Source organism: Variovorax sp. AC194 (genome assembly GCF_979257995.1).
Genome location: NZ_OZ409823.1, coordinates 17,036 through 32,108, shown reverse-complemented (window position 1 = coordinate 32,108; position 15,073 = coordinate 17,036). Strand labels below are relative to the sequence as shown.

Here is a 15,073-nt window from a genome sequence, read left to right as displayed (position 1 = left end):
CAGACGGCACGTTTGTTGCAAACCCCGACTGGACCGGATTGCCTCTCCCACACAACCGAACACCGCCCACGAGATCGCCCCGATGACCGAACACACCAAGACAGACGGAATGCCCGGCATGGACATGCCGGTGGTCGCCGAAGCCGGCGCGAGCGCCTTCGGCAAGGCGCCGCCGCGCAACGAGAAGATGAGCACCGCCAAGGTCGAGTGCAACGCCTGCCCGGTGCTGTGCCAGATCTCCGACGGCCGCACCGGCGCCTGCGACCGCTATGCGAACCGCGAAGGCGTGCTGGTGCGCGTGGACCCGGTCGTGCTCTTGCGCCGCGAGATCGCAAGCGATGCGCCTGCGCTCGTGCCCTTCGACCGCCCGGCCGCGGAAAAGAGCGAAGTGATCGAGGCGGGTACCCCCGACTGGAATGGCGACCTGCTGCACGCCGACGAAGTGTTCGTCACCGGCGTGGGCTCCTCCACCACCTATCCCGACTACAAGCCCGCCCCGTTCATCGTGGCCTCCAAGGCCCGTGGCGTGGACATGGTCACCGTCGTCACCGAAGGCATCTTCAGCTACTGCAGCTTCAAGGTGAAGATCGACACCGACCGGTTCCTGGGCTCCGAGCAGGCCAACGTGCGCTACCGCGGCGAGGTCGTGGGCCACGTCACCACGGCCGAATACGGCTCGCAGATGCTCTCGCTGGGCGGCGTGCACCACCTCACCGGCGGCAGCAAGAAGGAAGGCCGCATGACGGCCGAGCTCATGCAGTTCCTGGGCAACAAGAAGGCGGTGGAGTGCACCATCGACGGCGGCTCCACGCTCGTCATTCAGGCGGGCAAGGCGCCCATCGTCAACGGCGTCGAAGAGCAGCGCATGCGCGTGGGCTGCGGCTCCGCGGCGGTCGGCATCTTCGCGCGCCAGTTCGCGGGCGTGGCCGACGAGGTGGTGGTGGTGGACGACCACATCACCGGCGTGCTCACCGAGCACCAGGCCGGCCGGTGCCTGGACATGGCGCCCTCGGGCATCCAGATGCTGGGGCGCAAGTCCACGCCGGGGCGCTACTTCCAGGTGGCGAACCCGGGCAACGGCTGGGGCGGCACCGACATCGCCGATCCGCTGGCGATCATCGAGGGCTGGGAAGAGGGCGTCGCGCGCCCGGGCCTTCGGCTCTTGATGACTTCGACCACCGGCGAGCACGCGCAGTGGTACGTGCTCGACGACGCGCTCAAGCCCGTCGAACAGGACATGCCCGCCGAAGTGAGGCGCATCGTCGATCGCATCGGCGAGAACTGCGAGCCGTCGCTGTGCACCGTGCTGTTCCTCGGCGGTGCCGGCGGGAGCCTGCGCGCCGGCGTCACCGAAAACCCGGTGCTGCTGACGCGCGCCATCAAGCGCGCCTTGGTCAACGTCACCTGCGGCGGCGCGCCCGCTTATGTGTGGCCCGGCGGCGGCATCACCGTGATGGCCGACGTCATGCGCATGCCCGACAACAGCTTCGGCACCGTGCCCACGCCGGCCATCGTCGCGCCGATCGAATTCAGCATGCGGCGCGACGACTACGAGGCGCTCGGCGGCCACATGGAACACATCTTCTCGCTCGAGCAGGCGCTCGCGTGCGGTGCATGGCAGGAAGACGGCGCACCGCTCGCGCGCCAGTGGCTCGTCATGGACGATGCCAACCCGTGGCCCCTGGGCCACGCACCCATGCTGGGCTGAACCATGTCCGCCCAACGCAGCCCGCTCGACGGCGACCGCTGGCACTTCAACCACGGTCCGATCGACATCGTGGCCGAGGCCTACGGCGACCGCTACGCCGTCGCGGCCGCGCACGATGCGGCGTGGGCGCGCTTCGGCCATGTGCTGGACGAGCTGGTGCGCGAGTTGCCGCTCTTGCGCCTGCCGGTGGTCGACAAGATGCGCCCGCGCGGCGTCGTCGGCCAGCGCATGTGGGATGCGTGCGCCGCGTTCTCGCCGATGTTCATCACGCCGATGGCGTCGGTCGCCGGCTCGGTGGCGCAGGAACTCATCGCCTTCTACGACCGCCCCGGCATCGAGCGCGCCTGGATCAACAACGGCGGCGACATCGCGCTGCACCTGGCGCCCGGCCACTCGGCGCGCGTGGGCGTGTTCGCCGACATCGCGCGCTTCGACTGGCGCGAAAGCAGCAGCGTGCTCACCACCGACGGCCAGTTCGAACTGCATGCCGATGCGCCCGTGCGCGGCGTCGCCACCAGCGGCTGGCGCGGGCGCAGCTTCTCGCTGGGCATCGCCGACAGCGTGACGGTCCTGGCCGCCACCGCGGCGCAGGCCGACGCGGCGGCGACAGTGATCGCCAACGCCGTCGATGTGGACGACGGCCTCATCCAGCGCAAGCCCGCCAGCGTATGCAAGGACGACAGCGACCTGGGCGACACCCTGGTCACCGTCGACGTGCCGCCGCTCGCACCGTCGCAGGTCAAAAGCGCACTCGATACGGGCGCGATCTGCGCCAAGGTCCTGCAAAAAGGGGGGCTCGTCTGGGCCGTTCTACTCGTTTGTCAGGGGCAGTTCCGACTCGTCGAGCCCTTATGCTCGAAGTCGCTGCAGACCGTGCTGCCCAAAACAGTTGGTTCAGTATTTGCTTAACGAAAAAGCAAAGTTCTCAAGGTTCTTTTCCATGATCGAAATCCGCCGCGTCTTCACCCATGTCGAGCACATCCACCACGAGTTCGGACCGCGTGCCGACACCCCGTTGGTGCGCGGTGCCATCGGCGCGGTGCTGACCAATCCCTTCGCGGGCCGCTACGAGCCCGACATCCTGCCGATGATGGCGCTGCTCGACCCCGTGGGCGTGGACATGGCGCACCAGCTGCACGCCGCGATGGACGTGCCGCTCGAGCAGATCGCCACCTACGGCAAGGGCGCCATCGTCGGCGCCGACGGCGAACTGGAGCACGGTGCGCTCTGGCATGTGCCCGGCGGCTACGCGATGCGCGAACTGCTTGGCTGGAAGGGCAGCCGCGTGGCCTACACCCAGGGCGTTGCCGAAGAAAAAAGCGGCCAGCCCGCCAACGCGCTTTCCATCGTGCCCTCGACCAAGAAGGTCGGCCCGCCCGGCGCCGCGCTCGACGTGCCGCTCACCAACATCAACGCGAGCTACGTGCGCGGCCAGTTCGATGCCATCGAGGTGCGCGTGCCCGGCGCGCCGGCGGCCGACGAGATCGTCTTCATCCTCGCGATGAGCACCGGCTACCGCGTGCATGCCCGCGTCGGCGGCCTGCTCGCGAAAGACATCAGCAAGTGGGACGGCCTGCGCTGATCTCACGCACACAGAGACAAGACAAGGAACACACAGAACATGACCGCCAACATCCGCAAGCTCGTCATTCAGGTCGATGAGACCCGCAAAGAGATGGGCCAGGACGTGACGCCGCCCACGCGCCGCGCCGTCGCCATCGCCGTGATCGAGAACCCCTATGCCGGCCGCTTCAGCGAGAACCTGGACGAGCTCATCGCGATCGGCGAAGAGCTCGGCGCGCTGCTCGGCCAGAAGGCCGTGAAGGCGCTGGGCATCGAGCCCGGCCAGGCGCAGAGCTACGGCAAGGCGGCCATCGTCGGCGAGCGCGGCGAGCTCGAGCATGCGGCCGCGATCCTGCACCCCAAGCTCGGCGCGCCGCTGCGCGTGGCGGTCGAGAAGGGCGCGGCGCTCGTGCCTTCGGCCAAGAAGCAGGGCACGCTCGGCACCGCCATCGACGTGCCGCTCGGCCATAAAGACGCCGCCTTCGTGCGCAGCCACTTCGACGCCATCGAGGCCCGCGTGTCCGATGCGCCGCGCGCCAACGAAATCGTCGTCGCCGTGGCCGTCACCGACAGCGGCCGTCCGTTGCCGCGCATCGGCGGGCTTCAAGCCAGCGAAATCAAGGGCGAAGACGGCCTCCGCTGATCCGTCATCACCATCACCGCACACGTGTTTTCTGTTCGAACCCCTAGGAGCTTCCCGATGAATCCATTGCGCCATGTCTTCTGCGCCGCTTCCGTCGTCACGCTGGCCACCGCCGCTCTCGTCCCCGCGCATGCGCAGGGCGTGATCAAGATCGGCGAGATCAACAGCTACAAGGCGCAGCCCGCCTTCCTGGAGCCCTACAAGAAGGGCATGGAACTGGCGGTCGACGAGATCAACGCCAAGGGCGGCATCAACGGCAAGAAGATCGAGCTCATCAGCCGCGACGACAACGCCAACCCCGGCGATGCCGTGCGCGTGGCCGAAGAGCTCATCTCGCGCGAGAAGATCGACGTGCTGGCCGGCGCGTTCCTCTCGAACACGGGTCTGGCGCTCACCGACTTCGCCAAGCAAAAGAAATTCTTCTACCTGGCTGCCGAGCCGCTCACCGACAAGATCGTCTGGAGCAACGGCAACAAGTACACCTACCGCCTGCGCCCCTCGACCTACATGCAGGTCGCGATGCTGGTGCCCGAGGCCGCCAAGCTCAAGAAGAAGCGCTGGGCGATCGTGTACCCCAACTACGAATACGGCCAGTCGTCGGCCGCCACCTTCAAGACGCTCCTGAAGGCCGCGCAGCCCGACGTCGAGTTCGTCACCGAGCAGGCGCCACCGCTGGGCAAGGTCGATTCGGGCAGCGTGGTGCAGGCCCTGGCCGATGCCAAGCCCGACGCGATCTTCAACGTGCTCTTCGGCGCCGACCTCTCCAAGTTCGTGCGCGAAGGCAACACGCGCGGCCTCTTCAAGGACCGCGAAGTGGTGAGCGTGCTGACCGGCGAGCCCGAGTACCTCGACCCGCTCAAGGACGAAGCGCCCAACGGCTGGATCGTGACCGGCTACCCGTGGAACGGCGTGAAGACGCCCGAGCACAAGGCCTTCCTCGACGCCTACCAGGCCAAGTTCAAGGACTACCCGCGCCTGGGTTCGGTGGTCGGCTACAGCGCGATCCACTCGATCGCCGCGGGCATCAAGAAGGCCGGCAGCACCGACACCGAAAAGCTCGTCGCGGCCTTCAAGGGCCTGCAGGTCGACACGCCCTTCGGCAAGATCAACTACCGCGCGCAGGACAACCAGTCCACCATGGGCGCGTATGTCGGCAAGACCAAGAACGACGGCGGCAAGGGCGTGATGGTCGACTACGTGTACCTGGACGGTGCCAAGTTCCAGCCTTCGGACGACGAAGTGAAGAAGATGCGCCCTGCGGACTGATTGTTGCTCGCCCCCAGGCTGCGCGCACTTCGTGTCGCTTCGCCAACCCCCTACCGGGGGCGGGCCGGCCGCTTCGGGCGGCCGCGCGCGGCGGCCCTCGCGAATGGATACCGCATCCACCAAGGATTTTTGAATGAGTTTCTCAGGCTTCGTTGTTCAGTTGCTCAACGGGTTGGCCGGCGCGTCCTCGCTTTTCCTCGTGGCGGCCGGTCTCTCGTTGATCTTCGGCGTGACGCGCATCGTCAACTTCGCCCATGGATCGTTTTTCATGGTCGGCATCTATGTCGCGTACACGCTCGTGGAGAAGCTGGGCTCGAGCCTGGGCTTCTGGCCCGCGCTCCTGATCGCGGCGCTCGCGGTCGGCGTGCTCGGCGCGTTGATCGAGGTGCTGCTCCTGCGCCGCATCTACAAGGCGCCGGAGCTCTTCCAGTTGCTCGCCACCTTCGCGCTGGTGCTCGTCATCAAGGACGCGGTGCTGTGGCTCTGGGGGCCTGACGAGCTGCTCGGCCCGCGCGCGCCGGGCCTGAAGGGCTCGATCGAAATCCTCGGCCGCCAGTTTCCGTCCTACGACCTGTTCCTGATCGTCGTCGGGCCGCTCGTGCTCGGCCTCGTCTGGCTGCTGCTCACCCGCACGCGCTTCGGCACGCTGGTGCGCGCCGCCACGCAAGACCGCGAAATGGTCAGCGCGCTCGGCGTCAACCAGGCCTGGCTCTTCACCGCGGTGTTCGCGCTCGGCGCGTTGCTCGCGGGCCTGGGCGGTGCTCTGCAGCTGCCGCGCGAACCCGCCACGCTGGAGATGGACCTCAACACCATCGGCGCCGCCTTCGTGGTGGTGGTGGTCGGCGGCATGGGCTCGCTGCCCGGTGCCTATGTGGCCGCATTGCTCATCGCCGAGATCAAGGCCGTGTGCATCTGGCTCGGCGTGGTGCAGATCTTCGGCATCGACGTGTCGTTCTCCAAGCTCACGCTGATGGTCGACTTCCTCGTGATGGCGATCGTGCTGGTGTGGCGCCCGTGGGGCCTCTTCGGCCGGCCGCAGGCGCCCAGCCGCTACGTGGGCATGCAGGAAGAGCCGCTGCGCCCGCCGAGCAACGCGTACCTCGTTGCCGCCGCGGTGCTCGGGCTGATGCTCGCGGTGCTGCCGCTGCTCACAGTGAATTCGCCCTACACGATGGTGCTGATGATCGACCTGCTGATCGCCGCGCTGTTCGCGACCAGCCTGCACTTCATCATGGGCCCGGCGGGCATGCACTCCTTCGGCCACGCGGCGTACTTCGGGCTCGGCGCGTATGGCGCTGCACTGCTGGTGCGCTGGCTGCACCTGCCGATGGAACTCGCGCTGATCATCGCGCCCGCCGTGGCCGCGCTCGGCGCGCTGGTCTACGGCTGGTTCGCGGTGCGGCTCTCGGGGGTCTACCTCGCGATGCTCACGCTGGCTTTCGCACAGATCACCTGGGCCATCACCTACCAGTGGGACAGCTTCACGGGCGGCAGCAACGGCCTGACCGGCGTGTGGCCCTCCGAGTGGCTCTCGAACAAGCAGGCCTATTACTGGCTCACGCTGGTGCTGGTCGGTGCCGGCGTGTGGTGGCTGCGCCGCGTGCTCTTCTCGCCCTTCGGCTATGCGCTGCGCGCGGGCCGCGATTCGGTGCTGCGCGCCGATGCCATCGGCATCGACGTCAAGCGCATGCAGTGGATGGCCTTCGTCATCGCGGGCACCGTGGCGGGCCTGGCCGGTGCGCTCTACGCGTTCTCCAAGGGCAGCATCTCGCCCGAGAGCCTGTCGGTCGGCAAGTCGGTCGACGGCCTCGTGATGGTGCTGCTCGGTGGCATCCAGACGCTCGCGGGCCCGGTGGTCGGCGCCGTCACCTTCACCTGGCTGCACGACACCGTCGCGCGCAACACCGACTACTGGCGCGCGATGCTCGGCGCCATCATCCTGATCCTGGTGCTGCTGTTCCCGCAGGGCATCGCAGGTTCCGTCAAGCAGCTGGCCGACCGCTGGCGCGCACCGAAGAATGAAGCTGCGGAAGCAGATGCCAAGCTCAAGGAGGTGAAGGCATGAGCCTCCTCAAAGTCGACAACCTGGGCAAGTCCTTCGGCGGCGTGAAGGCCGTCGACGGCATCAGCTTCGAGCTGCCCGCGGGCGAACTGCTCGCGCTCATCGGTCCCAACGGCGCGGGCAAGTCCACGACCTTCAACATGGTCAACGGCCAGTTGAAGGCCGACCAGGGCTCGATCACGCTCGACGGCCACGAGCTCGTGGGCCGCAAGCCCCGCGAGATCTGGCGCAAGGGCGTGGGCCGCACCTTCCAGATCGCCGAGACTTTTGCCTCGCTCACCGTGGTCGAGAACGTGCAGATGGCCTTGCTTTCGCACGACCACAAGCTGTTCTCGATGTGGCGCCGCGCGGCCGACCACAAACGCGACGAAGCGCTCGCGCTGCTCGACCAGGTCGGCATGAAGTCGCAGGCCGACCGGCCCTGCAGCGTGCTGGCGTACGGCGACGTGAAGCGCGTCGAACTCGCCATCGCGATGGCCAACTGCCCCAAGCTCCTCCTGATGGACGAGCCCACCGCCGGCATGGCGCCCAAGGAGCGCAACTCGCTCATGGCACTGACCAAAGACCTGGTGATCCAGCGCGGCATGGCCGTGCTCTTCACCGAGCACAGCATGGACGTGGTGTTCGCGTATGCCGACCGCATGATCGTGCTCGCGCGCGGGCGCCTCATCGCGCAGGGCAAGCCGCTGGAGATCCGCGACCATCCGAAGGTGCAGGAGGTGTACTTCGGCAGTGGCAAGACATTCGAGAAGATCGCCGAGAAAGCCGCAGCGCTGGGAGTGACAACCGCATGAGCACGCACGAACCTCTCTTGCAAGCCAAGGCCCTGTGCGCCTGGTACGGCGCCGCGCAGATTCTTTATGACGTCGATCTCGACGTGCGCCGCGGCGAAGTCGTCGCGCTCATGGGCCGCAACGGCGCGGGCAAGTCGACCACGCTGAAGGCGCTGATCGGCATGCTCGCCAAGCGCCGCGGCGCGGTGCGCTTCCTCGGTCACGACATCTCCAAGAGCGAGCCGCACCACGCGGCACGCCTGGGCCTGGGCTTCGTGCCCGAAGACCGGCGCGTGTTCACCGACCTCACGGTGATGGAGAACCTGGAAGTGGGCAAGCAGCCCGCGCGCCAGTGGGCCGACGGCACCGAGGCGCCGCTGTGGACGCCCGAGCGCCTGTTCAAGCTCTTTCCCAACCTCGGCGAAATGCCCAACCGCCCGGGCGGCCGCATGAGCGGCGGCGAGCAGCAGATGCTCACCGTCGCACGCACGCTGATGGGCAACCCCTATCTCGTGCTGCTCGACGAGCCCTCCGAGGGCGTGGCGCCCGTCATCGTCGAGCAGATGGCCAACATGATCCTGGAGCTCAAGGCGCAGGGCGTGAGCATCCTCTTGTCCGAGCAGAACATGCACTTCGCCGAACTCGTGTCCGACCGGGCCTATGTGCTCGAGAAGGGCCAGATCCGCTACCACGCCACGATGGCCGAGCTTTCGGCCAACGAAGAAGTGCGCCGCGCTTATCTCAGCGTCTGATCGTTGCTTTCCTTCAACCCACCGGAGTCCACACCATGCATCGCAGAACCGTATTGAAGTCCGCCGCTGCCCTCGGGCTCATGAGCGGCCTCGGCAGCTTCGGCCTCTCGGCCTTCGCGGCCGGCAAGATCAAGCCCGGCGCCAAGGCCGCGCTGATCGTGGTCGATGTGCAGAACTGTTTTCTCGACGGCGGCACGCTCGCGGTGAAGGGCGGCAACGAGGTGATCCCGGTCATCAACGCGCTCGCGCCCGCCTTCGAGAACATCGTCGTCACGCAGGACTGGCACACCGCGGGCCACGCCTCCTTCGCAAGCACCTACTCGGGCAAGAAGCCCTTCGAGACCACCAAGCTCAACTACGGCACGCAGGTGCTGTGGCCCGACCACTGCGTGCAGGGCACCGACGACGCCGCGCTCGGCAAGGAGCTGAAGGTGCCGACCGCGCAGCTCATCATCCGCAAGGGCTTCCACAAGGAGATGGACAGCTACTCGGCTTTCGAGGAAGCCGATCACAAGACGGCCACGGGCCTGGCCGGCTACCTCAAGGCGCGCGGCATCAAGACCGTGTTCGTCACGGGTCTGGCCACCGACTTCTGCGTGGCCTGGACCGCGATGGACGCGCGCAAGGCGGGCTTCGAGGCCTACGTGATCGAGGACGCCACGCGCGGCATCGACCTCAACGGTTCGCTCGCCGCGGCCTGGAAGCAGATGACCGCCAAGGGCGTCAAGCGCATCCAGTCGGCCGACATCCAGGCCGCCTGACCCGATTTTTTCCCAGACAACAACTCCGAGACAAACGACGCATGAAGCTTTCGAATTCAAGGCGCGCCCTGGTGGCGGGCGGCGCAGCCCTGGCACTGGGCCCGGGCCTTCTGCGTTCGGCACGCGCAGAGAACGGCGTGACCGACAGCACCATCCGCATCGGCCAGTCGGCCGTGTTCAGCGGGCCGGCCAAGGACTTCGGCGTCGATTACCGCGCGGGCATCAAGCTCTTCTTCGACCGCACCAACAAGTCGGGCGGCGTCAACGGCCGCAAGATCGAACTGGTCACCTACGACGATGCCTACGACCCCGCCAAGACGGCCATCAACACGGCCAAGCTGATCGACGAGGACAAGGTCTTCGCGCTCACCGGCTTCGTGGCCACCGGCAACCTCGCGGCCGCGATGCCGCTCGCCGAAAAGGCGGGCGTGCCGATGTTCGCGCCGCTGGTGGGCACCACCTCGTTCCGCACCAAGGTCAACCGCAATCTCTTTCATGTGCGCGCGGGCTACGACCTGGAGCTGCGCAAGATCATCAGCCACCTCTCGACCATCGGCATCTCGTCGATCGCGGTGGTGTTCCAGGACAGCCCCTTCGGCAAGTCGAACCTCGCCACCTGCGAGCAGCTCGCGGCCGAGTACAAGGTGCAGGTGGTCAAGACGCTGCCGCTGGCCATCACCGCGGAAGACGCGAAACAGGTCGCCACCGCCATCTCCGCGGCCAAGCCCGGCGCGGTCGTGATGATCATGGCCGGGCGCATGGTCGAGACCTTCATCCGCGACTACCGCGCGGGCGGCGTGGGCGCGCCGCTGTACACGCTGTCGGTCGGCATCACCGATGCGGCCGGCTCGGCCAAGCGGCTGGACGGCAAGCTCGCGGGCCTGGTCACGGCCAGCATCGTGCCGCCGCCCACGGCGCAGCGCGTGCCCATCGTGGCCGACTACCAGCGCGACCGCGCGGAGTTCGGCGAGAAGATCGACAGCTACACCACGCTGGAGGGCTACATCGTCGCGCGCGTGATGGTCGAGGGCCTGCGCCGCGCGGGCAAGACGCTCACGCGCGACAGCTTCGTGGCGGGCCTGGAGAGCATCGGCAGCACGCGCTTCGGTGACTTCCCCGTCGACTACAGCGCGAAGAACCACAACGGCTCGACCTTCGTGGACCTGGAGATGTACACCCGTGACGGCCAGTTGCGGCGCTGAGCCGCTGCACCTGCAGGTCAACGGCCAGGCGCAGTCGCTCGCGGGCGTGCCCCGCGAGGCGTCGCTGCTGCACTACCTGCGCAACGACCTCGGCCTCAACGGGCCGAAGTACGGTTGCGGACTGGGGCAGTGCGGCGCATGCACGGTGCACGTCGACGGCGTGGCCGCGCGCGCGTGCGTGATTCCCGCGCACGGCGTGGCGGGCCGTGCGATCACTACGCTGGAAGGCCTGGCGGATGTGGCCTCCACGCTCGGCACCTTCGTGTCCTCGCTGCCCCCCGAGGGGGCTGCCGCGCCTTGGGGCGGCCCGGCGGCGCGGCGCGGTCGCTGGCACCCGGTGCAGGCCGCGTTCGAAGACGCGCAGGCCGCGCAGTGCGGCTACTGCCTCAACGGCATGGTGATGCAGGCGGCCGCGCTGCTCGCACGCGATCCCCAGGCGAGCGAGGCGCGCATCCGCAGCGAGCTCTCGGGCAACCTGTGCCGCTGCGGCACGCACATTGAAATTCTCGACGCCGTGCAGCGCGCGGCTGCGCGCTTGAGCGCATCGCACGAAGACAAGGCCGCATGACCCGCCGCGCCGATCTGCCGCAGACCCGCGCGGAGTTCCTCGCTGCCGACGGCGTGCTGCTCATCGTGCGCGAGACGCCCGCCGCACCGGCGCCCGCCAAGGGCCAGCCGATGGCGGTCGCCGGCAACCCGATCGAAGGCGACGAGATCCTGCTCGCCGTGTGGGACGACGGCAGCGTCTCCGCGCTCAACGGCCACGTCGATCTGGGCACCGGCATCCAGACCGCGCTTTCGCAGATCGTGGCCGAGGAACTCGACCTCGGCATGCCCTGCGTGCGCATGATGCTCGGCGACACCGCGCGCGTGCCGAACCAGGGCGCGACGATCGCGAGCGCGTCGATCCAGATCCACGCGCAGCCGCTGCGCCTTGCCGCCGCGCAGGCGCGCGCATGGCTGCTCGCGCGCGCGGCCGAGCATCTCGGCGTCGCGATCGATGCGCTGCAGGTGCGCAACGGCGTGGTGCGCGTCACGGAGACGCCGGACCGCCACGTCAACTACGCGGACCTCGTGGCGCACCAGCGCACGGTGCTGCGCCTCGATCCCGCCGCGAAGCTCAAGGACCCGGCCGACTACCGCATCGTCGGCACGCGCCAGGCGCGCGTGGACATTCCCGCCAAGCTCGCGGGCGACCTCGTGTTCGTGCACGACATGCGCGTGCCCGGCATGCTGCACGGCCGCGTCGTGCGCCCGCCGTATGCGGGCGCAGACCATGGCGATTTCATCGGCAACACGCTCGAGTCGGTCGATGAATCGTCGATCGCGCACATCCGCGGCATTCGTGCGGTCGTCGTCGTCCGTGATTTCGTCGGCATCGTGGCCGAGCGCGAAGAGCACGCCGAGCAGGCGCTGCGCGAACTGCGCGTCACGTGGAAGCCGTGGCCCGGCATGCCCGACCTCGGCGATCTTGCGCAAGCGTTGCGCGACAACCCTTCGACGCAGCGCCTGCTGGTCGATGAAGGCGATGTCGATGGCGCGATCGCTTCCGCGGCGCAGCCGATGCAGCGCACCTACGTCTGGCCCTACCAGATGCACGCCTCCATCGGCCCCTCGTGCGCGCTCGCCGATTGGCAGCCCGCCGACGGCAGCGGCATGCAGTTGCGCGTGTGGGCGGGCTCTCAGAACCCGCACGTGCTGCGCGCCGACCTTGCGAAGCTCATGGGCGTGGACGACGTGCAGGTCGACGTGGTCCGCATGGAAGCCGCGGGCTGCTACGGCCGCAACGGCGCGGACGACGTGGCGGCCGATGCGGCGCTGCTCGCGCGCGCTGTCGGCATGCCGGTGCGCGTGCAGCTCACGCGCGAGCAGGAGCACGCGTGGGAGCCCAAGGGCGCCGCGCAATTGATGGAGGTCGATGGCGGGCTGATGGCCGATGGCCGCATCGCCGCCTACGACTTCGAGACTTCTTATCCATCGAACGGCGCACCCACGCTCGCGCTCTTGCTCACGCGCACCATCGAGCCGGTCGCGCAGGCCTACGAGATGGGCGACCGCACCGCGCGCCCGCCGTACACCTACGACAACCTGCGCGTGAAGGTCAACGACATGGCGCCGATCGTGCGCGCCTCGTGGCTGCGCGGCGTGTCGGCGCTGCCGAGTTCGTTCGCGCACGAGTCGTACATCGACGAGCTGGCGACGGCGGCGGGTGTCGATCCGGTGCAGTTCCGCTTGCGCCATCTGAACGATCCGCGCGCGGTCGAGCTCGTGCAGGCCACCGCGCAGAAGGCCGGCTGGCGCATGCGCACGGGGCCGCAGGAAGACGCGGACGGCGGGCTCGGCGAGGGCGGCGACATCCTCTTCGGCCAGGGCTTCGCGTACGCGCGCTACATCCACAGCAAGTGGCCGGGCTTCGGCGCCGCGTGGGCCGCCTGGGTGGCCGATGTGGAGGTCAACCGCAAGACCGGCGAGGTGCATGTGCGCCGCGTGGTGGTGGGGCACGACGCGGGGCTGATGGTCAACCCCGCGGGCGTCGAGCACCAGGTGCACGGCAACGTGATCCAGACCACCAGCCGCGCGCTGATGGAAGAGGTGAAGTTCGCGCCGCAGCAGGGCACCGCGACCGGCGGTGCGCAGTTGCCGGGCGTGTTGCCGACCGGCGTGGTGGCGAGCCGCGAATGGGGCAGCTACCCGATCATCAACTTCCGCGACGTGCCGGTGATCGAGGTGATGCACATGCCGCGGCCGGGCGAGCCGTCGCTCGGCGCGGGCGAGTCGTCGTCGGTGCCGGGAACGGCGGCGATCGCGAATGCGATCTTCGATGCGACGGGGGTGCGGTTCAGGGCACCGCCGTTCACGCCGGAGACGGTGTTGGCGGAATTGAATCGGGGTTTGCTTGCTTCCCCTCCAGGAGACGGCGGGGGTGGGGGCGAGCGGCGTTCGAGTGGTGACGCTGCCGTGCCCCCATCCCAACCTTCCCCCAGAGGGGGAAGGAGCCATGCGGGAGCCATCTGGCCGCGGCGCAAGGGCCTGTGGGCCACGGGCGCCGCGCTCTTCATCGGCGGCATCGGCGTCATCGCGGGGCTGCTGGGCTGGCGCTCCACCATCGCACCCATCTCGCTCACCGCGCCGGTCTACAGCGAGACCACCATCGAGCGCGGTCGCGTGCTCGCCGCGCTCGGCGATTGCGCGGTGTGCCACACCGCGCCCGGCGGCGCGCCCAATGCGGGCGGCCGCGCGATGGACACGCCCTTCGGCACGCTCTACACCACCAACCTCACGCCCGATGCCGACACGGGCCTGGGCCGCTGGTCGTTCAGCGCGTTCCAGCGAGCGATGCGCGAAGGCGTCTCGCGCGACGGGCACCACCTGTATCCGGCGTTCCCCTACACCGCGTTCGCCAGGACCAGCGACGACGATCTGCAGGCGCTCTATGCGTACTTCATGTCGATGCCCGCGGTGCGCGCGGAAACGCCGAAGTCCGAGCTCAAGTTCCCGTTCAGCATGCGGCCGCTGATGGCCGGATGGAACGCGCTCTTTCACGACCCCGCGCCGCTGCAGCCTGTCGCCACGCAGAGCGCGGAATGGAACCGCGGCGCGTACCTCGTCAATGGCCTCGGCCACTGCGGCGCCTGCCACACGCCGCGGAACGCCCTCGGCGCGGAGCAGGGCGGCAGCGCGTTCCTCTCGGGTGCGATGGTCGATGGGTGGGAGGCGCCCGCGCTCACGCAGCTCTCGAAGTCCGCCGTGCCGTGGGACACCGAAGAGCTCTACCGGTACCTGCGCAACGGCCACACTCAGCGCCACGGCATCGCGGGCGGGCCGATGGCCGAGGTGGTGCGTGAACTCGGCCAGGTGCCCGATGCCGACGTGCGCGCGATGGCGACCTACCTCGGCTCGTTCAACCCCGCGCCGGCCGCCGACCCGCAGGCGCTCGCACAGCAGGCCATCGACAACGCGGCGCGCACGCAAGGCCAGTTGCTCGGCCCCGCGCAGCGCATGTTCGACAGCGCCTGCGCCGCGTGCCACCACGACGGCAACGGCCCCACGCTGCTGGGCGTGAACACGCCGCTCGCACTCAACAGCAGCCTCACGAGCGCGCGGCCCGACAACCTGCTGCGCACCATCCTCGACGGCGTGCGCGAGCCGGCGAGCCGCGACATCGGCTTCATGCCGGCCTTTCGCGAAGCGCTCGACGATCGGCAGATCGCCGAGCTGGCCGGCTACATGCGCGCGCGCTTCGCGCCGCAGGAGCCCGCGTGGAACAACCTGCCCACCGAGGTGGCGCGCGTGCGCGCGGCAAAGGCCCACTGAGCCGGTGTACGGGTGCGCACGCCTGCGCA

General features: G+C 68.6%; 12 protein-coding genes. All 12 read left to right on the top strand.

Annotated elements, in window-relative coordinates:
* The first annotated feature begins 82 nt into the window (after positions 1-82).
* The 12 genes from ACZYRS_RS00120 (at position 83) to ACZYRS_RS00065 (ending at position 15,044) form a co-directional block, all read left to right on the top strand.
* The gene (locus ACZYRS_RS00120; protein WP_463417663.1) at positions 83-1,708 is read left to right on the top strand and encodes a 6-hydroxynicotinate reductase; all 1,626 of its coding nucleotides are present in this window, start codon (positions 83-85) and stop codon (positions 1,706-1,708) included.
* A 3-nt stretch (positions 1,709-1,711) separates the two neighbouring features.
* Positions 1,712-2,617 (top strand): UPF0280 family protein, encoded by a 906-nt coding sequence (locus tag ACZYRS_RS00115; RefSeq protein ID WP_463417662.1) that lies wholly within the window; start codon positions 1,712-1,714, stop codon positions 2,615-2,617.
* A gap of 31 nt (positions 2,618-2,648) precedes the next feature.
* Complete coding sequence (locus ACZYRS_RS00110) at positions 2,649-3,290, top strand: amino acid synthesis family protein (protein ID WP_198789420.1); 642 nt, start codon at positions 2,649-2,651, stop codon at positions 3,288-3,290.
* Between the two features lie 39 nt (positions 3,291-3,329).
* Entirely contained in the window at positions 3,330-3,914 is a 585-nt protein-coding gene (locus ACZYRS_RS00105) for an amino acid synthesis family protein (RefSeq protein ID WP_198789419.1), read from the top strand.
* Positions 3,915-3,971: 57 nt separating this feature from the next.
* On the top strand, positions 3,972-5,180 hold the full coding sequence (locus ACZYRS_RS00100) for an ABC transporter substrate-binding protein (protein WP_463417661.1): 1,209 nt from the start codon (positions 3,972-3,974) through the stop codon (positions 5,178-5,180).
* 133 nt (positions 5,181-5,313) lie between these two features.
* Entirely contained in the window at positions 5,314-7,245 is a 1,932-nt protein-coding gene (locus tag ACZYRS_RS00095; protein WP_463417660.1) for an ABC transporter permease, read from the top strand.
* Positions 7,242-8,036: an ABC transporter ATP-binding protein gene (locus ACZYRS_RS00090; RefSeq protein ID WP_463417659.1), complete on the top strand. Its 795-nt coding sequence runs from the start codon at positions 7,242-7,244 to the stop codon at positions 8,034-8,036. Before ACZYRS_RS00095 ends, ACZYRS_RS00090 begins: the two co-directional genes overlap by 4 nt.
* On the top strand, positions 8,033-8,767 hold the full coding sequence (locus ACZYRS_RS00085) for an ABC transporter ATP-binding protein (protein WP_013538683.1): 735 nt from the start codon (positions 8,033-8,035) through the stop codon (positions 8,765-8,767). The genes ACZYRS_RS00090 and ACZYRS_RS00085 overlap by 4 nt, the downstream gene beginning before the upstream one ends.
* A 35-nt stretch (positions 8,768-8,802) precedes the next feature.
* Complete coding sequence (gene pncA / locus ACZYRS_RS00080; protein ID WP_463417658.1) at positions 8,803-9,528, top strand: bifunctional nicotinamidase/pyrazinamidase; 726 nt, start codon at positions 8,803-8,805, stop codon at positions 9,526-9,528.
* Between the two features lie 41 nt (positions 9,529-9,569).
* Positions 9,570-10,730, top strand: a complete 1,161-nt coding sequence (locus tag ACZYRS_RS00075) for an ABC transporter substrate-binding protein (RefSeq protein WP_463417657.1) — start codon at positions 9,570-9,572, stop codon at positions 10,728-10,730.
* Positions 10,708-11,298 carry a (2Fe-2S)-binding protein gene (locus ACZYRS_RS00070; protein ID WP_198789412.1) on the top strand — a complete coding sequence of 197 codons (591 nt, stop codon included), beginning with the start codon at positions 10,708-10,710 and terminating at the stop codon, positions 11,296-11,298. Before ACZYRS_RS00075 ends, ACZYRS_RS00070 begins: the two co-directional genes overlap by 23 nt.
* Positions 11,295-15,044, top strand: a complete 3,750-nt coding sequence (locus ACZYRS_RS00065; protein ID WP_463417656.1) for a molybdopterin cofactor-binding domain-containing protein — start codon at positions 11,295-11,297, stop codon at positions 15,042-15,044. Before ACZYRS_RS00070 ends, ACZYRS_RS00065 begins: the two co-directional genes overlap by 4 nt.
* Positions 15,045-15,073 lie beyond the last annotated feature (29 nt).

Excerpts from the sequence above, each read along its gene's own strand:
- ACZYRS_RS00110 (WP_198789420.1), top strand. The coding sequence starts at position 2,649 with ATGATCGAAATCCGCCGCGTCTTCACCCATGTCGAGCACATCCACCAC.
- ACZYRS_RS00095 (WP_463417660.1), top strand. The coding sequence starts at position 5,314 with ATGAGTTTCTCAGGCTTCGTTGTTCAGTTGCTCAACGGGTTGGCCGGC.
- pncA (WP_463417658.1), top strand. The coding sequence starts at position 8,803 with ATGCATCGCAGAACCGTATTGAAGTCCGCCGCTGCCCTCGGGCTCATG.
- ACZYRS_RS00090 (WP_463417659.1), top strand. The coding sequence starts at position 7,242 with ATGAGCCTCCTCAAAGTCGACAACCTGGGCAAGTCCTTCGGCGGCGTG.
- ACZYRS_RS00120 (WP_463417663.1), top strand. The coding sequence starts at position 83 with ATGACCGAACACACCAAGACAGACGGAATGCCCGGCATGGACATGCCG.
- ACZYRS_RS00065 (WP_463417656.1), top strand. The coding sequence starts at position 11,295 with ATGACCCGCCGCGCCGATCTGCCGCAGACCCGCGCGGAGTTCCTCGCT.
- ACZYRS_RS00085 (WP_013538683.1), top strand. The coding sequence starts at position 8,033 with ATGAGCACGCACGAACCTCTCTTGCAAGCCAAGGCCCTGTGCGCCTGG.
- ACZYRS_RS00075 (WP_463417657.1), top strand. The coding sequence starts at position 9,570 with ATGAAGCTTTCGAATTCAAGGCGCGCCCTGGTGGCGGGCGGCGCAGCC.
- ACZYRS_RS00105 (WP_198789419.1), top strand. The coding sequence starts at position 3,330 with ATGACCGCCAACATCCGCAAGCTCGTCATTCAGGTCGATGAGACCCGC.
- ACZYRS_RS00100 (WP_463417661.1), top strand. The coding sequence starts at position 3,972 with ATGAATCCATTGCGCCATGTCTTCTGCGCCGCTTCCGTCGTCACGCTG.
- ACZYRS_RS00115 (WP_463417662.1), top strand. The coding sequence starts at position 1,712 with ATGTCCGCCCAACGCAGCCCGCTCGACGGCGACCGCTGGCACTTCAAC.